Here is a 24,901-nt window from a genome sequence, read left to right as displayed (position 1 = left end):
CGGTCAGCGGGCTCCCGCGGCCTGGGCCTCGGAGAGCATGGCCATCGCCTCCTGCTTCGTCGACTCGGCCGCCGAGTCTCCCCTGAGCATCGCCGCCAGTTCGTCAATGCGGCCCGTCGACTCGAGCTCCTCGATGGTTGTCCGGGTCCTCCCGCGTGAAGTCTGCTTGCGGATGACCCATTGATGGGACGCATAACTGGCCATCTGGGGAAGGTGGGTGACGCAGATCACCTGGTGATGCATGGCGAGGACGGCCAGCTTCTTGCCGAGCACGGCACCGAGCCGGCCACCGACGCCGGTGTCGATTTCGTCGAACACCAGGGTGGGGACGCGGTCGACCCCCGCGAGCACGGTCTTGATCGCCAGGGTGAGTCGGGACAGCTCACCACCGGAGGCGATCTTCCGGAGCGGCCGGGTTGGCTCTCCCGGGTTCGGGGCGAAGAGGATCTCGACCCGGTCGGCCCCGCCGTCGGAGGGCAGGCAGGCGGTCGGGTCATCGCCCATCGGCTCCGCCTCCACGCGGACGGCGAGGCGAGCGTCCCCGAGGCTGAGGTCCTTCAAGTGGGTCTGCACTTCTCGTGCGAATGCTTTGCAGGTTCGCCGGCGGGCCTCGGTCAATTCCCCCGAGGCACCTTTCAGGACAGACCAAGTTTCCAGGAGCGGAGCGTCGAGCCGTTGAAGATCGGTCTCATCCCGATCGATCGAGTCCAGCTCGGCCTCGACCTGCTCCAATCGGGATGCGAGGCCATCGGGGTCGCATCGGAAGCGCTGGCCTAGCTTGCGGTACAGGGCGAGGCGGGCCTCCAGATCCTCCAATCGTCCCGGGTCGTCTCCCGACCGATCGGCGAGTCCCCGGAGCGCGTAGGCGATCTCTCGAGCCTCGTCCGCCATCCTGCCGAGCGAGGTCGATGCCTCGCCTAGCTCCGGGACCGACTCGGCCAGCGGTTCGAGCCGGCGGGCGACCTTGCCCAGCAACGCCTGGGCGGACCGATCGGCGTCATACAAGAGCGCGTATCCCTCGGTCGCGGCCTCCCGGATCGCTTCGGAGCCGGCGAGTCGGCGGGCCTCTCGACTCAGCTCCTCGTATTCGCCGGGCTTCGGATCGGCGGCGGACAGCTCGTCACGCTCGAATGTGAGCAGTTCCCGCTCTCGATGGCGACGTTGTGCCGCCTCGATCAGCCTCAGACGTCGGCGACGGATGGCGTCGTGTGCCTCCCGAGCTTCCCGATAGGCGAGAAGCACCGCATCATGGCCGCCGTAGTCGTCAAGGAGGCCGCGCTGGCGGTCGGGGTCGAGCAGGGTCCGAGTCTCATGCTGGCCGTGGACGTCGATCAATCGAGGGCCGATCCGACGGAGGGTGGCCACCGGGACGGGCATCCCATTGGCGTGGGAGACGCTCCGTCCCTTCGAGCCGATCCGCCGGGTGAGGATGAGCTGGTCTTCGTCGAGTGGGCCGCCGAGGATTGCTTCGATTTCCGCCTTCAGGGCCTCATCATCGGACAGATCGAAGATCGCCGCGGCTCGGGCCTCCTCTTTGCCCGAACGGACGAGTTCGGCGGAGGCCTTACCACCGAGCACGAGGCCGAGTGCGGTCAGCAGGAGGCTCTTTCCCGCCCCGGTCTCTCCGGTCCAGGCACAATAGCCGTCCCGGAGCTCGATCCGTGCGTCCTCGATCAGGGCCAGGTTCTGTACCGACAGTTCTCGGAGCACGGCGAGCGACCTCCGGTTGTCCTCACCACGGATTTCGGCCGAACGGTCCCAGTCCGTTCAGCGAAGTCCGAGGTTCCTGGCGTGGAACTCGATCGCCTCCGGGACGTGGGCGTCCCAGTAGGACCACTCGTGGCCGCCCGGGAACTCCTCGTATTCGAGTGGGATTTCCAGGCGGTCGAGGTGGTCTCGGAAGGCGCGATTCTGATCGAGAAGGAAGTCGTCGGTGCCGCAGTCGATCCGCATCTTCGGCAGCAGGCCGTGGTCGGTTTGCTCGACCAATGCAAACGGATCCTCGGGGCCTCCCGAGGGCTCGGGTCCGAAAATCCGGTTGAATTCAGGGCTGATCTCGGGTCGATCGCCCAGGCCGTGGACGAACCCCAGGGCACCGGAGTGGGAGGTCACGCTGGCGAACCGATCGTGGTGCTTCAATCCGACCTTGACCGCGCCGTAGCCCCCCATCGAGAGGCCGCCGATCGCGCGGCCCGAGCGTTCGGCCTCCACCGGGAAGGTGCGGTCGATGAGGTCGACCAGGCCGAGCAGGTCGTCCTCGTAGGCGTCGCCCTCGACCGCGTTCGAGTACCAGCCACGGCCGCCGTCGGGCATGACGACGACGAGCGGCAGTCCGGCCAAATGACGCTCGATGCTCGTCCGGCGCATCCAGATCGTATGGTCGTCGGAGAGCCCGTGGAGCAGGTAGAAGACCGACCAGGGCCGGGGCGTGTCGGCGTCTTCAGGGAAGACGATATTGAACGACGATGCCTTACGCAGGGCCTTGCTGAAGTAATTGATCGTGGCGAACGCCATCGGCGGGCTCCGTCGGCGGTCGATCGGTCGGGGTCGCGGTCGTCGCGCCCCGGCCTCACTTCACCTTCGAACCGGGTAGGCAGGTCGGGTCGTCGGGTGTCAGCAGCACGACTTGATCGCCCGAGGAGGCCGCCAACAGCATACCGTTGGACGCCTCCCCTCGGAGCATCGCAGGTTCCAGATTGTTGACGATGACGATCGACTTGCCGATGAGGTTCTCGGGCGCATAATGCTGCTTGATCCCGGCGACGATCTGCTTCTGCTGGTCCCCCACGTCGACCTGGAGCAGGAGGAGCTTATCCGCGTTGGGGTGGGGGCGGGCCTCCAGCACCTTGGCGATGCGGAGTTCGATCTTGGCGAAGTCGTCGTAGGAGATCGGATCGGCCATCGTCGACTCGATTGTCTTCAGAATTGGGCCGAGGTCAGCCCTCAAGCCCGGTCCGTATGTCGGTCGGTGCGCGGCTCCCGCGTCCCGGCGGCACATCCTATCGCCACGATGATCGGCTCGTCAAGCCGCCGGTCTGAACTTGCGTTCACAATCCGTTCGGACCACGATTGGCCGATCGGATTGAGCAGGGGCACCGCGGCGCCGCGACCGTGGCCGTATGCCGGAGCCACTGGGCCCCCCATCCCGATCCCGGACGATCCCGGGTGGTCTGCGTCATTCTCGGCTCGGAGACAGAGGTGTCCAGGCGATCGCGATCGAGCATGATCGCGGACGATCGATGGGGCCTTACTCCGGTGGGGCATGGAAGGAAGCCGGCCGACGGACGATCCCTTCCCACCCCGATGAGTGCTACCCGAGTCGCCCGATCCCGCCTAGAGCTTACCCTGCTCGACGACCCGTCACGACTCGGGCCAGGCCGAGGCCGATGTCGCGGAGCACGGCCCAGGCGATCACGAACGGGGTGCTCGGACGGGAGAGGATCGTCGGCCTGTTGCGTTCGAAGAGGAAGTGGCCGGCGAACATGAAGGCATAGCCGCCGAGCACCAGGCCAATCGACCAGAGCGGCTTAAAAGGCAACAGAAGGACCGCGGCGGCGACCATCGGCCAGCCGACGCCCACATGGAGGAGGTGGTTGACCGGGTGCGAGTGGTCCTCGAGGTACTTCTCGACGAACCTGGAGAGCCGAGGGGGACCGGAGGCCGAGGGCATGAATCGGGGCAAGGACATCGGCGGGCACTCCTCGCCCGGTCGGGCGTCGTGACGGCTTCGAGGGCGGGACCACCCCTTGATCAAAAGCCCACGACGGATGAGGCCGGGGCGGCCCCAGGCTACCCTGGCCCCCTCCAGACTCCAAGAGCAGTCGCAGGGGGCGGGGGTTTCACACGTTCAGTCGCCCTCGGCGGATCGTTCCGGAGAGGGGAGGGCGTCGAGATCGAGCCCGACCCGGACTTTCGGGTCGGAATAGTCATCGAGGCCGGGGTGGGCCACGTCCGGCCACCGCTCGGCGAAGTCCCAGTGCGGGTCATTGTCGCTGTCGTGGCAGGAGATGCAGAGGGACTTCTCGGCCGTCTCCCGGGTCAATCTCACCTGGGAGAGGTAGTCCGGATTGACCGGATCGGAGACGTGCAGGGATCCCGGGCCGTGGCAATTCTCGCATTGCTGGTTGCGGAGGTGGGACGTTTCGGCCGCGGTGACGAAGCCCGACTCGAAGCCGAAGCCGGTCGAGTGGCAGCTGACGCACTCGGCGTCCATCGTCCGGTCTCCCCGACGCCCGGACTCGATCGCCGGCCAGGCGTACGCATGCTTGGTCGTGGACCACTTCTGGTACGTCGCCGGGTGGCATGCCCGGCACGTCTCCGCGCCCACGAAGGTCGCCCCGCTGGGATGGGGGCGGCGGGGGAACCGTTCCAGCACGTCGTTCTGTTCCAGCCGAGACGGGTACTCCTCCCCGAGGAGGGACTTGATCGGCTCCTCGTCCTCATACCTCAGGTCGAGCGCGACCCGCCGGTATCGGGGGCGGGTCGTGTCGTCGGCGAACAGTTCCACCAGGCCGACCTGCTGCCCCTTCTTCCCGACCAGGACGAGGAGGGTGCGGCCGTCGTTGATCCGCTCGGGCTTGGCCGGGGCGAAATCGTATTCCGACGCCCCGACGACGACGTCCAACGACGGGAATTCCTCTCCCAATTTGCGGGCGAGTTCGCTCGAGCCCTGGACCATGAGCACCCGGACGTCGGACTCCCCCTCCAGGGCCGGCAAGGCGTCTCGAATTGCCTCGGAGGGGTCGCGGATCCCCTCGAAGAACGAGCTTCGGTCCGGATCAGCCAGCGCGTCGATGGTGTCGGGATCGACCACCGAGAGGATGCCGATGGTCATCGGGCCGGCCTCCACCAAGGTGGAAGGCCGGAAGTACTCGGTGAAATTCTCGGTCGGCGAGACGTTGGTCGCCAACAACGGTGGGGCGTCGGGGACGTTGAAATACTCGCCGAAGTAGTCGAACAGGCCGATCCCCAGGTCGTCTGCGCTGAGCGACAGGGCCTCATAACCGAGCCTCGCCAGGGCCTCGAGCCCGATGCCGAGCTTGATCTTGACCTGATCCGGGCCGCCCCGGGCGCCAGCCGGGTCGGCGATGATGCTGCCGAGGTCGATCGGGACGAGCGTCCTGCCCTCGTCCCTCAGCTCGTTCATCAGGTCGGCCCGGCGACCCAGGCCGCCGCTCTGCCCCTCGGTGCAGCCGCAGGGTTCGAGGTAGCCGTGTTGATGGCCCGAGACGACCAGGATGGCGTCGGGGAGCCGTCCGTCTTCGACCTCGCCCTCCCCCGAGTCAGCCACCGGGGGCGAAGCGGTCGAGGCGGAGTCGTCAATCCGACCTGGGTTCCCCGGCTTCCTACCGGACGAGCACCCGACATAAGAGAGGATCGCGACGGCGATCAGCACCCAGGGGACGGCCTTCCACGGGCTCCGACGCTGCGTCATCGATCCGGTCTCCGTGTCCGCGTCCCGCCGCCGGTCGAACACCGCCGGGGTCCCTCGGCTCGGCCTCGGGTCACCCCGGCGACTGATACGAACCCCGGGCGCCGGGTGTTCGACGACGAGGCCCGGCTCAGCCGCCCCGGATGAGGACGTCGACCGGGATCTTGATCTCTTCGGCTTGAGGGTGGTCGGTTTGCAGGACAATCGTCCCCCGATATTGTCCCGGCTTGGCCCCCTTGGGGACCCGGACCTCCATGCGGTACTGGCGATAGAGGTCCCGCTCCGAGGCGGTCGGTTCCGGGTCGATCGAGGTCTCGAGGACCTCGCGGAGCGACTCGGGGATTCGGACCGTGAAGGCCGTTTGATCGTGGTTCCGGACGTTCAGGGTCACGTTCGTCGATCGTCCCCGGGAACTGGTGATTCCGGGCATGTAGACGCGCTCGGGCATCGCGGAGATGGGCCCGACAATCTGTCCGGAAACGGGGATTTCGAGCGCCGGCTTGAGGGGGTGGTCGGTCTTCAGGCCGACGGCGTCGGCGAATCGGCCGAGGGGCATCCCGGGCTTGAGCGTCACCGTGAGCAGGTATCCGGCGGACAATTGAGGGATCGTCTCGTGGTCGTGAGCCGGCTCACCCTCGACATGGGCGTGCGAGGGGCCGAAGGATTGGGAGGTCCGCTCCTCGTTGAACTTCTGGAGTTCCTCGTCGGTGAGGGGTCGGATCTCGGGCACGAGCGAACCGGGGCGGGAGGTCTTCGGCTCACCCGTGATCGCCAGTTCGGGCATCGTGGGGGAGAAGACCATGGTGGAGAGGGAAATCTCCTCGTCGCTCGGGGTCGCCGGGAAGTCGAGTCGGGGAGGATTGACGACGACCGAGGGGGTGACGGTCCCTTCGATAGTCAGGGTGAAGGTCGGATTCCGCTCATAATCATTGGTGGCGAAGCGGGCGAAGGTCGAGAATTCGCCGATCTTCTGGCGGGTTTCCCAGGTCAGGGCGATCTCGACCTGGTCGCCGGGATCGACCACGAACTCCTCACCCTCGACCATCGAGGCGCGGTCCTCGCCGATCTTGACCCCGGTGCAGGTGCAGGGCTTCTCGACGAACCGGAGGCGGAGCGGCCCCTCGCCCTGGTTGCGGACGACCCAGGTCTCGACCCCCTCGTCCTGCTCGCTCATGATGCCGAAGTTGAACGTCGGCTCCCCCTCGACCACGACCTCCGGCGGGGGCCCTTCCGACTCCTCGGTCCGGGAGGCGGGGACGGGGCCGGAGACGTCGGCCGGCAGGTAGCTGACGGCCAGGGGCACCGTGGCCGAGACCGCGACGACCAGGACGGCCAGGATGATCCAGCGGACCATGGCGGGGAGACTCCGTGGGGAAAGAGCGGCCGTGTGGCACGCGAGGTCCGGCCTTCGCCCGGGCTCGCAACCCACCCCCGAGGGATTCGAGGGCCGCCGCCGGGCGAGTTCGCCGCGAGATCGACGACGGATGAACGCATGAAAAATCGCCGGCCGTCGAGGGGTCAACGGCCCTCGATCGATTCTAGAGGCCGCCCGAGAGGGCGGTCAAGGTATCCGACGCGACGAGGACCGACTTCGGAGAAAATCGGGCGAGGAGGCGATTGACACGCATGTCCCGAGGCGTTACATCTTCCAATCGCCTCCCTAGCGTTCCGACGCGGGGAGGCCTCGGCGGGGATGTCCTCCCCCGGCGGCCGGAAGGTGTGTCTGATCACAATTGAGACGACATGACTTCAACCCCTTCCGTCCCGCGCCGGACCGAATTCTCGGCCGGCGCTCCTCGGGTTTTCCCTTCTCCGTTTGCGCTCGGTGGAGAGCCTGACTCGATCCAGGCGAACGTCATGGCGAAGCGACTCTACGTCGGCAACCTAGCCTACTCGGTCAACGATGCGGATCTGCTTGCCCTGTTCGAGCAGTACGGTGCGGTCCGATCCGCCCAAGTCCTCAAGGACCGCGAGACGAACCGGAGCCGGGGCTTCGGTTTCGTCGAGATGGATAACGACGACGAGGCCGACAACGCCATCTCCGCCCTCGACGGCCAGGACAACGCCGGTCGCCGGCTGACGGTCAACGAGGCCCGTCCCCGCACGCCCGGCGGGAACGGTGGAGGTGGTGGAGGCCGGGGCGGCGGCGGATACGGCGGCGGCGGATACGGCGGCGGCGGATACGACCGCTACTGAGTGATCGCCCCGAGCATCTCCAACCCCCGTGAGCATCGCCCGAATGAGCCAACCCGACCCCTGCACCTCCTCCGGGCCCGGTCCTGACCTCAGAGCCCGGATCGAGGAGGTGCTCGACCAATCCGTCCGCCCAGAACTCCGGGCCGACGGCGGGGATGTCGAACTCGTCGGGATCGACGACGATTGCATCGTCCAGATCCGCCTCTCCGGCGCGTGTCAGGGTTGTTCGTCGGCGGCAATCGCCCTGACCTTTCAGATCGAGGCCACCGTCAAGGACCGGATCCCCGAGGTGCGCTTTCTGGAGCCGGTTCCCTGAACCCGGGGTTGACCACCTGGTATGATTCTGACGTTCGGCCCGCCCCGCAGGCTCGCCAGGGGCGGCCCCTGACCGATGACGACTCAGGGGTCTTGACCTCCCCGGGAATCCGGATTCCGGTGCAGGGCCTTCCGCTTATGCCCGCCGTCTCCGTCCTGATCGACTCGACCTCGCCGGCCGATCCGCCCTGGATTCGGCCCCGGGCAGTCTATCTCCATGTCCCTTTCTGCGCGCACAAGTGCGGGTATTGCGATTTCGCCTCGCTGGCCGGTGCCGACCACCTCGCCGATCGCTACCTCGACGCCCTGGCTCGGGAACTGTCCTTGGCGCTCGACGGACCCCGCGAGGTCCACTCGATCTTCATCGGGGGAGGGACGCCGACTCGGCTCGACGCCACCCAGCTCGATCGACTCCTCGCCCTGGTCCGGCGGCACTTCCGACCGATCGACGGGGCGGAATGGACCGTCGAGGCAAATCCGGGCACCCTGGACGAGCAAAAACTCGATGTGCTGGCCGATGGCGGCGTCAATCGGATCAGCCTCGGGGCCCAATCCTTCCAGCCCAGCTCCCTGGAGGCGCTTGAGCGGAAGCACCGCCCCGAGGACGTGTCGAGGGCCGTCGAACTGATCCGACCTCGGTTCGACCGCTGGTCGCTGGACCTGATCTTCGCCGCACCAGGTTCGACGTTGGACCAATGGCAGGATGACTTGGAGCAGGCCATTTCGCTCGGCCCCTTGCACCTGTCCTGCTATGGGCTCATCTTCGAGAAGGGAACGGCCCTGTGGAAGCAGAGACACGCCGGGCTCGTCCGGGCAGTCGACGAGGAGGTCGAGTATGCGATGTACGCCCATACGATCGACCGGCTCACCGGCGCGGGGCTCGAGCAATACGAGATCTCGAATTTCGCGCGGGATGGGCACGAGTCGAGGCATAACCTCGTGTACTGGGCGAATGACGCGTATTACGGATTCGGCCTGGGCGCGGCCCGGTACGTCGGTGGGGCCCGCGCCGTGAATACGAGGGATTTGCCGTCGTACCTGCGGCGGCTGGAGGCCGGGCTCGATCCCTCGGGGCCGGTGGAACGGCTCGATGCCGAGTCCCGGGCCCGGGAGACCTCCGTGCTGATGCTCCGACGGACCGCGATCGGTATCGGCCGGCGAGAGTTCATGGACCGGACCGGTTACGCCCTGGATGCGCTGTGCGGGTCCGAGATCGCCCGTTCGGTGTCCCGGGGCTGGCTCGAAGACGATGGGGAGCGGGTCCGTTTGACCCGCTCCGGCGTCTTCCTGGCCGACTCGGTCATGAGCGAGATGCTCTGAAGTTGGTTCTCGACCCCGCCGGACCGCTCGTTCCCAGGGAGGGGATCGACCATGGCTCGGATCGCCGCCGCGACGGTCTGGTTGACGATGGTCCTCGGCTGTGCCTCGCCTGGCAGGGGCCTGCCATTGGCCGATCGGGTAGTCCCCTGTCCCTGCAAGGTCGAGGGCCTGGCCCGGCTCCCGGAGCAGCATACCCGGCTCGTCGTCACCCTGGACAGAGACCGATCGACCTCCCGGTTCCATCCCGGGGCCTTCGTGACCTACCGCCTCTTCGACCCGGAGACCGACCCTGTCGCCGGGAACCAGTGTGCCTACGATCGGGGAGGTCGGCTGATCTCGGCAGGGCCGGCCGCGGGGACCCCGGACCTCGTCTCCCCGGAGCGGAGCGTAATCGGGCATTGGCTCCTGGATGTCCGGCCATTCCGCCGGCTCGGGTGGATGGAGTATCATCGACGGGGCTGGGCGCCGGTCTCTCGGTCGGATTGCCTATGACCTCGCCCTGATCGATCGCCAGGCGTTCCTCGATGCTTACTGGTAACCTCGTCCGCGTCCGGAACTCGAAGAATCGGGTGATCCCGCAATACCTGGACCGGGACAACGGCTACTGGCTGGAGGTCTCCGAGAGTCTCCTTCTGATCTTCCGGGAGGGAGTCGGCATGTCCCGGGGCGAGATTGCCTCGGAGATTGAAGCGGTGGTGGGCAAAGGGATGTCGTCCCTGGTGCATCAGGGCTTGGCGAAGGTCCTGGAGGACCGGGCCGAATTCGAGGTGGTTGCCGACGTCCCTCCCGAGGAGTTGCGTGAGAAGGTCTTCACCGCGGCGGCCGAGCAACGCAAGGCACTGGCCGGCTCCTCCCGGCCGGGACTCCGGGAGCCGTTCCGCCGGGATGAGGTACTCGCCGCCGTCGGGAAGGAGCTGGACCTTCCCCCCGACCAGGTCGTCTCGGGGATGTTCGCCGACCTGAAGGACGAGAACACGCTGCTCCGCTTCGATGGGCTGTCGGCGATCGGGTTGATCGACCGCTACAACGTCGCGCTCGCCCAGGCGGTACTCCTGCGATCGGTGCAGCTCGAGGCCGAAGTCCGTGGCGAGCGGCCTCCCCGGTATCGGCAGCTCTTCCGACACCTGAAGTTCCACCGCCTGCTCTACCAGGTGAAGGGGTCGATGGCCTCCGGCTATACCTTCTTCCTGGACGGCCCACTCAGTTTGTTCATGGCCACGAATCGATACGGACTGCAAATGGCCCTGTTCCTGCCGGCCCTGCTGCTCTGCTCCGACTTCCGGATCGATGCCGAGCTGCGCTGGGGCCCGAAGCGACAGCCCAGAACCTTCCACCTGGGATCGGCCGATGGGCTGGTCTCCCACTATCAGGACGCCGGGCAGTACGTCCCCGCCGAGATCCTGGCCTTCCTCGATCGATTCCGACAGTTGGCGCCTGAATGGGACGTGAGCGAGGCGACCGAGCTGGTGGACCTCGGTCGTGAGGGGGTCTGGGTCCCCGACCTCAGGTTCGTCCACCTTCCGACCGGCACGGACGTCCTCGTCGAGGTGCTCGGCTTCTGGAAGCGGTCGGCGCTCGACCGACTACTCCGAGTGCTGCCGAAGCACGGCCCTCCCCGGTACCTCCTGGCGATCTCCGACTCCATGAAGGTGGACGAGGGGGCGATCCAGGGCCTCTCCGGGCCCGTCCTCCGGTTCAAGGAGATCCCGAATGCCAAGGAAATGCTCGCCCTGCTCCGGGGATTCCTGCCGGGCGCCTCGCAGCCGACGCTGCTGGACGCGGACTGATTCCAATTGAAACTGAGCGATCGATGCGGCTGGCGTGGGCGACCGACATCCACCTGAATTTCGTCGACCGGGAGACCGCGGGCCGCTTCTGCGAGGAGGTCGAGGGTTCCGGCGCCGATCGGCTGGTCATCTCGGGGGACATCGCCGAGTCGTTCGACCTCGGAGAAACCCTCGGGTTCCTGGCCGACCGGCTTCCATGCCCGATCGACTTCGTGCTGGGCAACCACGATTATTATGGCAGCCGAATCGCCGACATCCGTGCGGCGATGGCCGAGGTGACGCGTCGCATCACGCCGCTGAACTGGCTCCCCGAATCGGGGGTCCTCTCGATCTGCCCCGAGGTCGCCCTGCTCGGCCACGACGGCTGGGGAGACGCCAGGCTGGGTGATTTCGCCGGTTCGACGATCCGACTGAACGATTACCGGCTGATCGGCGAACTCTCCGGGCTGGATCGGATGAGCCTGGCCCGAGTGCTCCGATCGCTCGGGGACGAGGCGGCGTCCTTCGCGAGGCGAGCCCTGCCCCATGCCCTGCAACGGCATCGGTCGGCGATCTTCGCCACCCACGTCCCTCCGTTCCGCGAATCCTGCGTGTTCAAGGGCCGAGTCGCCAATGACGAATGGGCCCCCCATTTCTCCTGTGGTTCCCTGGGAGACGCCCTGGTGGAGGTCATGACCCGGAGTCCCGACCGTCGGCTGCTCGTGCTCTGCGGGCATGTCCACAATCCAGCGGTCGCTCGGATCCTCCCCAACCTCGTCGCGATGACCGGCGGGGCCGAGTACCGCCGGCCGGAGGTGTGCCGGGTCTTCGACGTGCCCGCCGACCTCGACGCCCTCTTCGAGGATCAGGATCGACCGGTAACGGTGTAATGCCCGACCTGATGCCTCGAATCTCCCGCCCCCGAGGCCGCGAAGGCCGGGGAGCGTTCATCCCCCGATCCCGGGAACGAACTTCCATCTCATTAATTCTTGCCGAGCGATTGAGACCTCTCCGTGGCCCGACCACGCGGGACGATCGGTCGGGGCATCGGCGCATCGACCTCGGCCCTCCACTCGTCGAGTCGGGCTCGCAACCGGCGGACATCATTCGGCCGATCGTTCGCTCGGTCATTCGACTCGCCGAGGTCGGCCTCGAGGTCGTACAGTTCAACGCGATCGTCTTCGAGGAAGTGAAGCAGCTTCAGGCGGCCGGATCGGACCACGCTGACTGGAGTGGTCCGCCACTGGCCCCTCCCGGCCCCGAGGTAGCCCGGGAAGTGCCAGAAGAGCGCGTCTCGTCCGGTCGTCTCAGCCTCTCCCTTCAGGAGGGGCAAGAGGCTGACGCCGTCGAGCACCTGGTCCTCCGGGGAGGAGGGGCCGGCGAGCTCACGGAGCGTCGGATAGAGGTCGACGCTGAGGATCGGCTCCCCCGAACGCGAGCCCGGCTCGATCGTGTCCGTCCATCGAAACAAGAAGGGTACTCGGATCCCCCCCTCGTAGAGACTCCCCTTCCCGCTCCGAAGCGGGGCATTATCGGTGATCGATCGCATCCCCTCCAACCCATCCGCCTGGTACCCGCCGAGGCCGCCGTTGTCGGACGAGAAGATGACGAGCGTCCGATCGCCAAGCCCGGCCGAGTCGATCGCGTCGAGGACTCGACCGACGCTCTCATCCAGGCTGGCAATCATGGCCGCGTAGGTCGGATCTCCGTGGCCGGCGGCCGGCGGGACCTCCCGGGACCGTTCGATCAGTGCGTCCTTCGCCTGGAATGGGCTATGAACCGCGAAGTGTGGCAGGTACAGGAAGAAGGGGCGGTCTCTGTGGCGGTTGATGAACCCGACCGCCCGATCGGTGAGGAAATCCGTCAGGTATGTCCCGTCGGGGACGTCGACCTTCGGGTTCGTCTCTAAGGCGAAGTGCCGGCCTTAACTGACGAGTGCCTCGTCGAAACCCTGTGCGAGCGGGTGGACCTCGGGCTGGTTGCCGAGGTGCCACTTGCCGAACATCCCGGTCGCATAGCCAGACCGTTTCAGCGATTCGGCCACGGAAACCACCGACGGCGAGAGATGCGTGCGGTTCTCCGGCGGCTCGAGCGATCGTCGTCGCCACTCGAAGCGATCTCGGGAGCCCACGGTATAGACCCCGGTCCTCGGGCCGTACTGGCCACTCATCAGCGCCGCCCGGGTCGGCTGGCAATTCGGACCGCTAGAATAGCCGTCGGTGAACGTCATCCCCTGCGTGGCCAGGCGGTCGATGTTCGTGGTCTGGTAGTAGCGACTGCCGAAGCACCCCAGATCGGTCCACCCCCAAATCATCGGCCAGGATGAACACGACGTTCGGCCGATCGTCCAGACCCCGATCGGGTGACGAGGCGTCCTGCGTCGCGGCCGTCGTCGCGAGCAAGCCCATTGCAATGCCGAATCCGCCGAAATCGAATGGGCCCAGCATGATCTATTTCCCCAACTGGACAGGCCCGGGAGGGAACCCCGTCGACAATCTCCGGCCACGATTCACCTTACGAGGGACGTCACGGCACGGCAATCGGGCTCCGATGCGAACTTTCGGCGGAGGACGTGAAGCCGATCCGGCCCGAAATCCGATCGAAGAGTTGACACCAGGGGCAAATAAAGGTTAAACAACAAGGTGATAGGCCCGACGATGCGGAAGCGATCGGGTCGATTGGCGGCCATCCGGCCGAAATCGGGAAGGACCGCTCCCATGCTGACGATCTTCGGGCGGAAGACCGGCGGATATTGCGACGGGATCAGCCGTCGAGGCTTCCTCAAGATCGGCGGCCTCGCCTTCGGGTCCAGCCTGGTCACGCTCCCCGACATCCTCCGCGCCGAGGAGGCGGGTCGAGGTTCCGGCACCGGTGGGCCCTCGAAGCGTCACAAGGCGGTCATCAACATCTTCCTGGCCGGCGGCCCGCCGCACCAGGACATGTGGGATCTCAAGCCCGAGGCACCTGAGGAGATCCGGGGCGAGTTCAAGCCGATCGAGACCAACGTCCCCGGCATCTTCGTGGGAGAGAGCTTCCCCAGGCTCGCCTCCATGATGGACCGCGCGGCGTTGATTCGATCGGTCGTCGGGGCCACCGGCCGACACGACCTCTACCAGTGCAACGCGGGCTACAAGTTCGACGACCAGCAGGCCATCGGCGGCTGGCCGAGCCTCGGATCCTTCGTCAGCATGATGCAGGGGCCGGTCGATCCCGCCGTGCCCCCGTTCGTCGGCCTCGCCGAGACGACCAGTCACGTCCCCTGGAGCGACCCGGGGGCCGCCGGGTTCCTCGGGCCCGCCTACGGCCCGTTCAAGCCCGACGGCTCGGCCCTGCAGAACATGACGCTCAACGGCATCACCGCCGACCGACTGGCCGATCGCCGCTCGCTGCTCCGCAGCTTCGACCAGCTTCGCAGCGAGGTCGATGCCAGCGGGGCCCTGGAAGGGGTCGATTCCGCCACCGCCCTGGCCTTCGACGTGCTCAGTTCCAGCAAGCTCGTCGACGCCCTCGACCTCTCCCGGGAAGACCCCCGGCTCCGGGACAGATACGGCGACGGCAAGCCCTACAACTATCAGTATGACGGTGCCCCGACCTGCAACGAGCAGCTCCTCATGGCCCGCCGTCTGGTCGAGGCCGGCGTCCGCTGCGTCTCCCTCAGCTATGGCCGTTGGGACAGCCACGGCGCGAACTTCGACTTGGTCCGGGACCACGGATCGAAACTCGACCAGTGCCTCTCGGCGCTCATCGAGGACTTGGAGGCCCGCGGCATGCTTGACGACACTGTCGTCATCGCGTGGGGAGAGTTCGGCCGCACCCCGAAGGTCAACAGCCAGGCCGGGCGGGATCATTGGCCACAAGTCGGTGCGGCCTGGGTCGCGGGCGGGGGGTTGAAGACCGGACAGGTCATCGGCGCCACCAACCGGCTGGGAGAGCAGGCGGTCGAGCGGCCGGTCCACTTCAAGGAAGTTCTCGCCACGCTCTATCACTCGCTGGGCATCGACGTGTCCCGCGACACGGTGCTCGACCCCGCCGGCCGCCCGCAGTACCCGGTGGACATGCCACCGATCCGCGAACTGATCTGACCGGGCCGCTCGGCCCCATCACCGGATTCATCGACGACACTCGGGAGCACGTCCCCGGTGACAAGGGCCGACTCCGCCCTCGATATCGGAGTTGCTTCGCCCGATCGATGGGGCAATCGGTGCCGTCCATCGGCCCGGTCCCCGCGACCGACGAGGACAAAACGAACCTCGGCGAGCTCGCCAATCACGGTCGCCACTCCCCCCGGGTTCGCCGCTCCGATACCATCGAACGTCGATCGGCGATGATCCCGCCGCATCGCGTCGCAAGACGATCCCAAGGGGGCAGCCACGATGACCGCGTCGAACCTCTCCCGCCGCGCCTTCCTCCAGGCAGCTGGCGCCGCCGGCCTCTCGGCCGCCGCGTCCCCCCACGCTCGGGGAACCCAGGACCGGGGCGCTCCCGTCGTCGGTGAAGGCGACTATCAGTATGAATGCCACCACGACTGGGGAGCCAAGCCCGACCACATCGAGTGGTACGAGACCCACGGTGTCGCCGTCGACAAGGACGGCATGATCTACGTGACACACCGGGCAGGCCCCGACCGGCCGTCGTCCCCGGCGATGGCCCAGGACACCGTCGTGGTCTTCGACCCGGAGGGCAAATTCGTCCGCTCCTTCGGCAAGGAGTACCATGGGGGCGGACACGGTATCGACATCCACGAGGAGGATGGCCGGGAATTCCTCTACCTGGCCTTCATGTTCCCCATCAACCTCGTCGTCAAGGCCGATTTGAACGGCGAGGTCGTCTGGGTCAAGGAGAAGCCAGTGGAGCCCGGCGTCTACGCCGACCCGGAGGCCCGCTATAGCCCGACCAACGTCGCGTTCTCCCCCGACGGCGGCTTCTACGTCTGCGACGGCTACGGCTCGAACTACATTCATCAGTACGACAAGAAGGGCGAATGGACTCGCACCTGGGGCGGCACCGGCACCGAACCCGGGCTGATGCGCACGCCGCACGGCATCTGGTTCGACGACCGAGCAGGCCGGGAGCCCGACGTGGTCGTTGCCGATCGGGCCAACGCCCGCCTCCAGTACTTCTCCCCCGAGGGCCAGTTCCGCTCGATCGTCGACGAGGTCAGCTTCCCCGCCCATTTCGACACCCGAGATGACGTCCTCCTCGTCCCCGACCTCCACGCCCGGGTCAGCCTGTTCGACCGCGACAACAACGTCATCACCCACCTCGGCGACGACCCGCAGTGGACCGCCGAAGTCCTCGACGGCTTCAAAGTCCGCGTCGAGCCCGACCGCTGGCGGCCCGGCCACTTCGTCCACCCCCACGACGCCTGTTTCGACGCCGAGGGCAACATCTTCGTCGCCGAGTGGGTCCTCCCCGGACGACTGACCAAACTCCGTCGCCTCTCCTGACGGGCGTCCCTGCTCGGGCGGTCGAGGGGCGGGCCACTCGGGAGGAATTCATCGACGCGGGCATCGTAGGCCCATTCATCCTCGGTCCATCGGGTCCCGCCCGGCGACCCCAGATCATCCTCGAGCGGGGAAGCGGGCGTGCACACCGCTCCCCACGGATCGACGCAGAATGGTCGGCCTCGAATGCGAACAGGACGCGTTCGGGCGTGATGTCGTCGCCCTTCCCGAAACGCGGGGTGGATGTTCAGGCGAGTGTAATTGGCCCGGGACTTGCACTGCGTGGATTCCGAGCAACAATCACTCGGATCGGCCTTCTCGGAGCCCCGACCGTGGTCCGCCTGACCCAGGCCCGGCCCGACCCATCGGGCATCGTGTTCGCCTCACAGGGCTATGGCCCCTTGCTGGAACGCGAATATCTCGCGGTGATCGAGGCATCCGACCTCGCCCCCGAGAAAATCGCCGACCTGGTCCGGACCCGGTTCGTCTGCTTCGCCCCGGCCGAGACGGCCAGGTTCTGCTGCCAGAGCCGGGGAGAAGGGGAATCGCTCCAGGTCGGGGACGTCCTGGACATCGAGCTCTCCCTGGTCGGCACGTGCTCCGTGAGGGTCGTCCACGCCGACGACCTCAGCATGACAATGCGAACCCTCCAGGGGCACCCCGAGGCCGGCCGGATCACCTTCTCGGCCGGCAAGGACCCGGCAGGCCGACCGAGCTTCCGCATCCGGAGCAGGACCCGGGCCAACGGCCTGATGAACTTCGCCGGTTTCTTGCTGATGGGCAAGCAGATGCAGGCACGCTGCTGGATCAACTTCATCGGCAATGTGGCCGAGGCCTGCGATGGCCGTGTCCTCGACGCGGTGAAGGTACGGACCCGAGTCGTCGAGGAACGGCCTGCCGACCGCCCAGGTGGGCCCGATGAGCCGACAGATCAGCAGGATGGGGGAGGTTGAGATGGAGCTGGCGCGAACCCACGCGCCCTGGCCCTGGAGATTCGGGAGGGGTTGGTCCGAGGGCGAATTGCAGGCGATGCTCGCCGCCCTCTCCGACCGCCCCGTCAATTTCGACGAGCCCGCCGATCGGATGACCGTCGCCCACGGCTGGACCGTCGACGGTTCCCACGACAGCCTCGGCGTCGAGGCCGAGGGCCCCCCCGAGCCCGACGGGATTTATCAACGGGCCCGCCAGGGGGTGATCAACTATGACTTCTCCGATCCGAGTATCGTCGTGGGCCATTTCGACCCCGATGCACCTGCGCTGGATCGGGACATGCTCCTGGAGTTGAAGGTCCTCGGATTCCGATTCCTCGGGGGCTGTCGGGTCACCGAGGTCCGGGAACAGACGCAGCAGGGATTCACCGTCTTCGGCTTCCGCTACGACACCCTGGCCGGGCACATCGAGCGAGGATTCGAGTGGTTCCTGCTGACCAAGGACCACCTGAGCGGCGAGGTCCACTTCCAGATCGAGGCCCATTGGCTGCTCGGAGACTTCCCCAACTGGTGGAGCCGCGTCGGATTCCTGCTCATCGGCGAGCGGTATCGCCATCGATGGCGCGTCCGCGCCCCCGAGCGTCTCCGACGTCTGGCCCGCGATCCCGCACCCCACCGGATCTCCGAGCCGGGGAAACTGGCACACCGTGGCGATCCCGAACCCCATCGCACCGAACCTTCCTCGGGACGATGAGCGACGGGCCTGAACCTGACGGCGTTCCACCCGGTGCACCGCCGTTGGGATCAGTCTGATCCGTGGATCTTCACTATTTTGTTGTAGACGCCCATGAGCAAGATCGTCGCCGGCCAGAGGCCGACGAAGTGGGCCATTTCCTTCTTGCCCGCAACACGGAGCCCGAGCGACAGTCCGACCACTGCGAAGGCCGACGTCAAGTAAACGCCCGAGGGGACCATGCTGGTGTAATGCTCGATCACCTTGGTGACGTATCCCTCCTCGTGCTGGTGGGCCTGGACGCTCATCTCGAACTCGGCGCGGGGTGCGGTCATCTCAACGGCTCCGTCGTGTGGTTGAACCTTAGCTTCCCCGATCCGGTTCGCCTGGATGTCGAATGGGCGGAACCCCTCCTCAAGTGACCCGGGGCATGCGGCCCGTTTCAACGCTCCGCGATCTTGGACGATCCTTGGAATCAGGGACGATTCGTCGATCCGACCTTTCTCACCATGCAAGATGTATGCCGACGCCTTGTGAAGGGCTAAGGCGATCGGTGAGTGAAAACCTACCCCGCTCGGGGCTGTCCTGTCCGGCCCGGTCATGGGAGACTCTGGGCGATCGCTCACCGTCTCGTCGGCAGGCCGGGCCACCCCCATGGACGACGCCATCGCTCGCCGCGACGCCCTGATCCGCTCGGCCGCCCGGCGGCTCACCGGGTATCAACGCCGCCTGTTCCAGGCCGAGGTCGCCACCGAACTCTGCGTCGGCAACGCCCACCAGGCCGGGCGTCGCTTCGGCTGGGGGCGCGACACGGTCGCGACGGGGCTCAACGAGCAACGGAGCGGGCTCCGCTGCCGGGAGGACTTCGCCGATCGTGCAACCCCCTTTCTGTAAATTCCCGGCCTGAAGGCGGACAGGTCACCCCGGTCCCGTCGCCAAACGTCTCCGCCCTGTCTCCCAGCCCTCGCTGATCCCCATCAACACCGCACTGACCAGCCGCAGGACTGATCCCTCGTTCGGGGACAACCCCGCCACCTGCGTCCGCCGGCTCACCTCCTCGTTCAGCCGCTCCGGCATGTCGCTCGTCCGCAGCCGCCGCCGGTGGCCCGGCGGCAGCGTGAAGATGGTCAGCCCCTCCGGCACGTCCCGCTCCGGCCACTCGGCCGGCTTCGGGGCCACGGCCCGGCACCTCTTCGCCGCCAGGCCCAGTCGCCGCTCGGCCTCGCCGCGATCCGGGGCGTCGAAGACCGCCCGCGGGCCGGCGGCGACCTCCGGCGGCAGCGACGGCCTCGGCACGTAGGCCGGGGCGTCCTCCGCCGGGGGGGACTGGCCCCGCCGCCGCGGCACGCCGGTCAGCCGGGCGGCCAGGGCCTGCTCCCGGCCGGCGTGGGCGTCGCCGGTGGGCATCTCGACCCCGTGCGGCCCACGGGCCTGCAGCGAGGCCGGGAAGCCCCGCCAGTGGACCTCCGCCTCCGCCATCGAGACGCCGACCCCGGGGATCGACCGCCGGCCCCCGGGATCGATGCCGATGGCCGTCAGCACCGCACACGAGACGATTCAGCACCGCACACGAGACGATCGAGCCGCCGAGGCGGACCTCCTCGTCGCGGGCATCCGGGATCGGGTACGGCGTCTCCCCCGGCGGGCGGCCCCGCCACCCCTCCGGCCCCTCGTCGAGGGCCCCGGCGGCCCGGCTGACCTGACTGCCGGTGACCTCCGACCCGCGGGGCCGCTCGGCGATGGCGGCCCCCTTGCCGGTCGAGACGCCCGGCCCGTCCCTCTCGGCGACGGCCGGCTTCGACGCCCGCTCGCTGCGGACGCCCCTCTCCAACGCCGAGGCATAGGAGTCGAGGCCTCGGGCCTGCGGCACCCGGACGGCGATCGGCCCCATCGGGGTGTGCCGCGTCTGGGGCTTGGAGCCGTTGGCGGAGCCCTTGCGTGCCTCGGATCGCCGGTGGGGGGCGGCCCCGAGGGCCTGGGTCCGCTCCCGCTCCATGAGCTCGTCGCGCAGGACGCCGATGGCCTGGGCCAGGCCGTCGGAGCCATGCTCGGCCAGCAGTTCCATGACCTCGTCGATGGCGGCAGGTTGATCCTGGTGGGTCATCGGCGGCGGTCTCCCTGGGGTCGGTCGGCACTTTCCGGGGGGACCGGCGGTGACCCGCCGCTTCAAGCCGAGCCCTCGCCCAGGCGGGCGGGGGATTTCCAGAAACCAGGATGCACTATCCGACATTCGCCAGAGGGCGTTTCGGCATTCCTACTACGGACTCTCCCACCTAGGAATCTATCTCAGAACCTAACCCGAACCGGCTGCGTACCTTGAGGGGGCGGGGCGATCACCTCAGGAGACGCAGCCATGGGACGGAAGAGTCGAGGGGTCAAGCCGCTGGAGACCATCTGGGAGGTGCCCGACGCCCTCTGGGAGCGGATCGAGCCGATCCTGCTCGAAGACGCCCCGCCGCCGCCCGAGGAGCACGGCGGCCGGGGCCGGATCGACTGGCGGGCGGCCTTCGACGGCATCATCTCCCGCCCCCGCAGCGGCTGCCAGTGGCACACGCTGCCCAGGGAGTATGGCGACGACAGCCCGGTGCACCGCTGGTCCCAGCGGCGGTGCCGCCACGGCGTCTTCGAGCGGATCCGGGCCCTGCTGGTCGAGGAGTGCGACGAGCTGGGCGAGGTCCAATGGCGGTGGCAGGCGGCCGACGGGCGGCCGGGCAAGGCCCGGTTCGGGGGGGAAACAGACGGGCCCCGACCCGACCGACCGGGCCAAGCCGGGGACCAAGCAGGGCCTGCTGGTCGAGGGCGACGGCGGGCCGCTGGGCGTGGTCATCGCCGGGGCCAACGCCCCGGACTTCACGCTGCTGGAGGCGACGATCCGTGCGGTGGTGACCGAGCGGCCCGACCCCGAGCAGGTCGAGCAGCACCTGTGCCTGGACGCCGGGTATGACAACGGACCGGCTCGTGGGGTGGCCGAGGGGCATGGGTATGTCCCCCACATCCGTCCGGCCCGTGGCGGACCCCGCCCGGAGCGGCGGCCGGGCCGGCGGAAGGCCCGCCGCTGGGTGGTGGAGCGGACGCTGGCCTGGCTGTCGAAGTGTCGGGGGCTGCTGGTCCGCTACGACGAGCATGAGGAGAACTCCCTCGGCCTGATCCAACCGGCCTGCGGCCTGCTCTGGTACCGGAGGCTCCACCGGATCAGGGCCGCATGACGCTATTGAGATAGTTACTTAAGGAAGATGTGACGAGCGGCGATGGCCTCGCGAGGGCGGGAGGCGGTCATGGCCGAGACGCAGGCGGGGCTGGACGGGGTGCCGAGAAGTGGCCCGGGCGATACTACTGATCGCTGCGCAGAGAAGTTAACTCTGTGGCCTCCCGGAACCAGTGATTTTCGGCCTTTCCGGAACCGGATAGTAAACTTCCCTGCGCAGCGATCAGTAAGGACCTTCCGACGGTTCCCTCGAAGCCAAGCGGCTTCGGTTCCTCCTCGCCGTTCGTGCCGTCGCCCGACGGGGGCTTGGCCGTCGGCGAGGTCGTCGGCGAGCGCTACGAGGTTCTCGGGCCGCTCGGGCACGGCGGCTTGGGTCAGGTCTACCGCGCCCCGCATCGGGGGCTGGGGCGCGAGGTCGCCTTGAAAATCATCCGGGCCGGCCGGCACGACGAGCACGCCGTCCGGCGGTTCGAGCGCGAGATGAAGGCGGTCGGCTTGCTCGACCACCCGAACCTGGTCCGGGCCACCGACGGCGGCGTAAGCCGGGGCCGGCCGTACCTGGTGATGGACCTCGTGCTCGGCAACGACTTGGAACGGCTGGTCCGGCGACTCGGGCCGCTGCCGGTGGCCGAGGCGTGCGAGCTGGCCCGGCAGGCGGCCCGGGGGCTCCAGGCCCTGCACGAGAAAAAGCTGGTCCACCGCGACATCAAGCCGTCGAATCTGATGCTGACGCCCGAAGGGGTGGTCAAGGTGCTCGACTTCGGCCTGGCACGCCTGGTCGAGGACGTGGCCGACTCCTTGACGCAGAACGGTTCGATGGGGGGCACGGCTGACTACCTGGCGCCCGAGCAGGCCGACGACCTCCGCTCGGCGACCATCCGATCGGATCTTTATAGTCTCGGCTGTACGCTCTATTGTCTGCTCGCCGGCCGGCCGCCGTTCGGCGACGATCGCCACGAAGGCCTGACCCGCAAGATCGTGGCGCATCGCCAGGAGCCGGTGCCGCCGATCACCCGGTTCCGGCCCGAGCTGGCGGGGATGCCCGGCTTGCTGTGCTTGCAAGACCGCCTGCTGGCCAAGAAGCCCGTCGTCCGGCCCGCCGAGCCGCGCGAGGTGGCCGAGGCGCTGGCTCCCTGGGCCGTCGGGCACGACCTGTCTCGGCTCTTCGACGATGATATGGCATCGCTTCCGAAGGGCGAGCCGATTTCCGAGACGAGCTCGATCGCCAGCGAGACCTTCCCGTCGCCGGGCCGCTGGCGGCGTCGAGCCGGTTGGGCGGCGGCGGTCCTCGGGCTGGGAGCGGTCGTCGGGATCATCTCTCGGAACCCTGAGGTCGAGGGCCAGGGTGGGCCGGCCCCGCCCGTGCCGGTCGCCCCGGATGCGGCACCCGCTCCAGACTTGGCGGCCACGCCTCTGGTAATCGAGTCGCTGGACGTCGAGCGATTCCAAGGCAACACGAGGACGGGGCAGGGGACGATCAGAGTCCTGACCTTCTCCACCCGGTCCAACGACAACGTGCGCGTGAAGGCCCAGCTGAACGAGCCGGCGTACTGCTACCTGATTGCGCTGAACCCGGACGGGTCGGTTTCCTTCTGCCCCAAGGCGGAGGAAGGGACCCCCCCGAGCCCAACGACCGAGATCGACTATCCGGCCGGGGCCGGCGATTAATACGGCCTGACCGACGGCATGGGTCTCCAGGCGTTCGTGCTGGTCGCCTCGCGCGAGTCGCTGCCGACGTTCTCGGAATGGGACGCGCAGGCCGGCTTGCCCTGGAAGTCTATCGCGGCAACCGAGGGCGTGTGGCGGTTCGATGGCCGGGCACTCACCGTGACGGACGATCCCCATCGCGGCACGGAGCGCCGCGCGCCCTCAGCCGAGCCCGAGCCGTTGGCCGCAGTCTGCGAGTATCTGCGGCAGGTCCCAGGCGTGGACGCGGCCCGCGCGATTGCCTTCCCGGTCTTGCCGACCGAGTGATCGTCCCCATCTTCGTGGGGGGCCGAGTCTTCGGGGCCACCATCCTTGCCACGAGGTCGACACACGGACGAACTCTCTCGCCCGTCTGGTTCGCTACTTGAGGGAGTCCCCCCAAACCTTGCACCAGGAGCCTCCGCGATGTTGTGGCACTTCGCTCCGACTTCCAGGTACAGCCTACGCGGGTGGTCGGCACTGATCTTGGCACTGGGTTCCTGGTCCTCTGGTCCGGCCCCTGCACAGGACCCGCCCTCAGCCCCGGCCCCGAAACAGCTCGCCGACGCGGACGCTCAACGCGTTAGGGGATTGAAAGGACAAAACTCTTCCGTATCCTGAGACCTTCGCACCAGGAGATCAAGGAGATACGCAGATGCGGCCCAGCCCCGAGATGATCCCCGTCCTCATCGATGCCGCCAAGGCCCTCAAGGGCAGTCCGAAGCGAGTCTTCATGGCCAAGACCGTCGCAGCGATGGGGCGGGGTGGACAACGCTGGGCCCAGGAGCATCTCGGCTGGTGCCGGGAGACCATCCGCAAGGGCACGCACGAACTCCGCTCGGGCATGACCTGCGTGGACGCCTTCTCGGCCCGCCGTCGCAAGCCCGCCGAGGAGCACTTGCCCCGACTCCTCGATGACATCCGCAGCATCGCCGACGGGCAGAGCCAGGCCGACCCCAAGTTCCAGACCAAGGGGCTCTTCACCCGGATCAGTGCCGCCGAGGTCCGACGCCAGTTGATCGCCACGAAGGGCTACACCGACGAGGAGTTGCCCACCCAGCAGACCATCAACACCAAGCTGAACCTGCTGGGCTATCGCCTCTCCAGGGTGGCCAAGTGCCGCCCCCAAAAAGAGTCCCGCAGACCGATGCCATCTTCGATCAACTGAAGGCGGTCAACCCCGAGGCGGATCGGGCCAGGGGCACCCTGCGGCTCTCGATCGACGCCAAGGCGACGGTGCATGTCGGCCCCTTCTCACGGCGGGGCCGGAGCCGGACCGGCACGAAGGCGGCGGATCACGACTTCAAGCCCGTGGCGACGCTGACCCCCTTCGGCATCTTCCTGCCCGAGCACGACGACCTGTGGCTGTACATGGCCCGGTCGAAGGTCACCAGCGACTTCATCGCCGATCGCCTGGAGCAATGGTGGGAGGGCGTCCGCCTGCGGTTCCTGCGGGTCAAGACGCTGGTGATCAACCTGGACAACGGCCCGGAGAACCACAGCCGGCGGAGCCAGTTCCTCAAGCGGATCGTGGCCTTCGCCCGCAAGTATCGCCTGGTGGTGCAGTTGGCGTACTACCCGCCGTACCACAGCAAGTACAACCCGATCGAGCGGTGCTGGGGCGTGCTGGAGATGCACTGGAACGGGTCGCTGCTGGACTCGGTGGAGGCGGTGTTGGGATTCGCCCGATCGATGACCTGGAAGCGGAAGCACCCGGTGGTCAGCCTGGTGGAGACGACCTACGCCAAGGGGGTCAGGCTGAAGCCCGAGGAGATGGAGGCGTTGGAGGCCGAGGTGATCCGCCTGCCGTCGCTTGAGAAGTGGTTCGTGAAGATCCCTCGTAAGCGAGGCAGGCCACGGAAGACGTAGCTTCTTT

Annotated in this window: 22 protein-coding genes and 2 pseudogenes; 15 read left to right on the top strand and 9 right to left on the bottom strand. The window is 67.6% G+C overall.

Annotated elements, in window-relative coordinates:
* Positions 1 to 3: 3 nt before the first annotated feature.
* From recN to ElP_RS06540, 6 genes are all read right to left on the bottom strand, one after another.
* The gene (gene recN / locus ElP_RS06565) at positions 4 to 1,710 is read right to left on the bottom strand and encodes a DNA repair protein RecN (RefSeq protein ID WP_145267852.1); all 1,707 of its coding nucleotides are present in this window, start codon (positions 1,708 to 1,710) and stop codon (positions 4 to 6) included.
* A gap of 57 nt (positions 1,711 to 1,767) precedes the next feature.
* Positions 1,768 to 2,514, bottom strand: a complete 747-nt coding sequence (locus tag ElP_RS06560; RefSeq protein ID WP_145267851.1) for an alpha/beta hydrolase — start codon at positions 2,512 to 2,514, stop codon at positions 1,768 to 1,770.
* Positions 2,515 to 2,569: 55 nt separating this feature from the next.
* Positions 2,570 to 2,902, bottom strand: a complete 333-nt coding sequence (gene metG, locus ElP_RS06555) for a methionine--tRNA ligase subunit beta (RefSeq protein ID WP_145267850.1) — start codon at positions 2,900 to 2,902, stop codon at positions 2,570 to 2,572.
* Positions 2,903 to 3,340: 438 nt separating this feature from the next.
* Entirely contained in the window at positions 3,341 to 3,688 is a 348-nt protein-coding gene (locus tag ElP_RS06550) for a DUF962 domain-containing protein (protein ID WP_231749526.1), read from the bottom strand.
* A gap of 159 nt (positions 3,689 to 3,847) precedes the next feature.
* The gene (locus ElP_RS06545; protein ID WP_145267849.1) at positions 3,848 to 5,434 is read right to left on the bottom strand and encodes a multiheme c-type cytochrome; all 1,587 of its coding nucleotides are present in this window, start codon (positions 5,432 to 5,434) and stop codon (positions 3,848 to 3,850) included.
* A gap of 127 nt (positions 5,435 to 5,561) precedes the next feature.
* The gene (locus tag ElP_RS06540) at positions 5,562 to 6,785 is read right to left on the bottom strand and encodes a DUF1573 domain-containing protein (protein ID WP_145267848.1); all 1,224 of its coding nucleotides are present in this window, start codon (positions 6,783 to 6,785) and stop codon (positions 5,562 to 5,564) included.
* 503 nt (positions 6,786 to 7,288) lie between these two features.
* Between ElP_RS06540 and ElP_RS06535 the strand changes: the two genes are divergently transcribed.
* The 6 genes from ElP_RS06535 to ElP_RS06510 all read left to right on the top strand — a co-directional run bounded on the left by ElP_RS06535 (position 7,289) and on the right by ElP_RS06510 (position 11,918).
* Positions 7,289 to 7,627, top strand: coding sequence for an RNA recognition motif domain-containing protein (locus ElP_RS06535; RefSeq protein ID WP_145267847.1), 339 nt, complete (start codon positions 7,289 to 7,291; stop codon positions 7,625 to 7,627).
* A gap of 43 nt (positions 7,628 to 7,670) precedes the next feature.
* Positions 7,671 to 7,943 carry a NifU family protein gene (locus ElP_RS06530; protein WP_145267846.1) on the top strand — a complete coding sequence of 91 codons (273 nt, stop codon included), beginning with the start codon at positions 7,671 to 7,673 and terminating at the stop codon, positions 7,941 to 7,943.
* A gap of 137 nt (positions 7,944 to 8,080) precedes the next feature.
* A complete protein-coding gene (gene hemW / locus ElP_RS06525; protein ID WP_145267845.1) occupies positions 8,081 to 9,262 on the top strand; it encodes a radical SAM family heme chaperone HemW in 1,182 nt (393 codons plus the stop codon).
* A 51-nt stretch (positions 9,263 to 9,313) separates the two neighbouring features.
* Entirely contained in the window at positions 9,314 to 9,754 is a 441-nt protein-coding gene (locus ElP_RS06520) for a hypothetical protein (RefSeq protein ID WP_145267844.1), read from the top strand.
* 32 nt (positions 9,755 to 9,786) lie between these two features.
* Complete coding sequence (locus tag ElP_RS06515; RefSeq protein WP_145267843.1) at positions 9,787 to 11,049, top strand: DUF790 family protein; 1,263 nt, start codon at positions 9,787 to 9,789, stop codon at positions 11,047 to 11,049.
* A gap of 23 nt (positions 11,050 to 11,072) precedes the next feature.
* Positions 11,073 to 11,918 (top strand): metallophosphoesterase family protein, encoded by an 846-nt coding sequence (locus ElP_RS06510; protein ID WP_145267842.1) that lies wholly within the window; start codon positions 11,073 to 11,075, stop codon positions 11,916 to 11,918.
* Between the two features lie 92 nt (positions 11,919 to 12,010).
* On the opposite strand, the pseudogene ElP_RS39380 reads toward ElP_RS06510, so the two are convergent.
* Positions 12,011 to 13,342 (bottom strand): annotated as a pseudogene (locus ElP_RS39380) (sulfatase).
* A gap of 403 nt (positions 13,343 to 13,745) precedes the next feature.
* Here ElP_RS39380 and ElP_RS06500 point away from each other — a divergent pair.
* The 4 genes from ElP_RS06500 to ElP_RS06485 all read left to right on the top strand — a co-directional run bounded on the left by ElP_RS06500 (position 13,746) and on the right by ElP_RS06485 (position 18,155).
* Complete coding sequence (locus ElP_RS06500) at positions 13,746 to 15,110, top strand: DUF1501 domain-containing protein (RefSeq protein WP_145267841.1); 1,365 nt, start codon at positions 13,746 to 13,748, stop codon at positions 15,108 to 15,110.
* Between the two features lie 291 nt (positions 15,111 to 15,401).
* The gene (locus tag ElP_RS06495; RefSeq protein WP_145267840.1) at positions 15,402 to 16,475 is read left to right on the top strand and encodes a twin-arginine translocation signal domain-containing protein; all 1,074 of its coding nucleotides are present in this window, start codon (positions 15,402 to 15,404) and stop codon (positions 16,473 to 16,475) included.
* 329 nt (positions 16,476 to 16,804) lie between these two features.
* Complete coding sequence (locus tag ElP_RS06490; protein WP_197446762.1) at positions 16,805 to 17,425, top strand: DUF1990 family protein; 621 nt, start codon at positions 16,805 to 16,807, stop codon at positions 17,423 to 17,425.
* A 1-nt stretch (position 17,426) separates the two neighbouring features.
* The gene (locus ElP_RS06485; RefSeq protein ID WP_197446761.1) at positions 17,427 to 18,155 is read left to right on the top strand and encodes a DUF1990 family protein; all 729 of its coding nucleotides are present in this window, start codon (positions 17,427 to 17,429) and stop codon (positions 18,153 to 18,155) included.
* Positions 18,156 to 18,205: 50 nt separating this feature from the next.
* Here ElP_RS06485 and ElP_RS06480 read toward each other — a convergent pair whose 3' ends face one another.
* Positions 18,206 to 18,469, bottom strand: a complete 264-nt coding sequence (locus tag ElP_RS06480; protein ID WP_145267837.1) for a hypothetical protein — start codon at positions 18,467 to 18,469, stop codon at positions 18,206 to 18,208.
* A 319-nt stretch (positions 18,470 to 18,788) separates the two neighbouring features.
* Here ElP_RS06480 and ElP_RS06475 point away from each other — a divergent pair, with 319 nt between their 5' ends.
* On the top strand, positions 18,789 to 19,028 hold the full coding sequence (locus tag ElP_RS06475) for a hypothetical protein (protein WP_145267836.1): 240 nt from the start codon (positions 18,789 to 18,791) through the stop codon (positions 19,026 to 19,028).
* A gap of 24 nt (positions 19,029 to 19,052) precedes the next feature.
* On the opposite strand, the pseudogene ElP_RS41605 reads toward ElP_RS06475, so the two are convergent.
* A pseudogene (locus ElP_RS41605) lies at positions 19,053 to 20,238 on the bottom strand (IS256 family transposase).
* A 297-nt stretch (positions 20,239 to 20,535) separates the two neighbouring features.
* Between ElP_RS41605 and ElP_RS06465 the strand changes: the two are divergent.
* From ElP_RS06465 to ElP_RS41070, 4 genes are all read left to right on the top strand, one after another.
* Positions 20,536 to 21,340, top strand: a protein-coding gene (locus ElP_RS06465; RefSeq protein ID WP_145278261.1) for an IS5 family transposase whose coding sequence is annotated in 2 segments (ribosomal slippage) — positions 20,536 to 20,852 and positions 20,851 to 21,340 — 807 coding nt in all. Because the reading frame shifts where the segments join, the coding sequence is not laid out codon by codon here.
* 305 nt (positions 21,341 to 21,645) lie between these two features.
* Positions 21,646 to 23,007 (top strand): serine/threonine-protein kinase, encoded by a 1,362-nt coding sequence (locus ElP_RS06460; RefSeq protein WP_197446760.1) that lies wholly within the window; start codon positions 21,646 to 21,648, stop codon positions 23,005 to 23,007.
* Positions 23,008 to 23,025: 18 nt separating this feature from the next.
* Positions 23,026 to 23,313, top strand: a complete 288-nt coding sequence (locus ElP_RS06455; protein WP_145267834.1) for a hypothetical protein — start codon at positions 23,026 to 23,028, stop codon at positions 23,311 to 23,313.
* 367 nt (positions 23,314 to 23,680) lie between these two features.
* Positions 23,681 to 24,894, top strand: a protein-coding gene (locus ElP_RS41070; RefSeq protein ID WP_390834704.1) for an ISAzo13 family transposase whose coding sequence is annotated in 2 segments (ribosomal slippage) — positions 23,681 to 24,158 and positions 24,158 to 24,894 — 1,215 coding nt in all. Because the reading frame shifts where the segments join, the coding sequence is not laid out codon by codon here.
* Positions 24,895 to 24,901: the final 7 nt, after the last annotated feature.

This window comes from Tautonia plasticadhaerens (assembly GCF_007752535.1).
In the GTDB taxonomy this organism is placed as follows: Bacteria; Planctomycetota; Planctomycetia; order Isosphaerales; family Isosphaeraceae; genus Tautonia; species Tautonia plasticadhaerens.
This window is presented reverse-complemented; position numbering and strand designations above follow the sequence as displayed.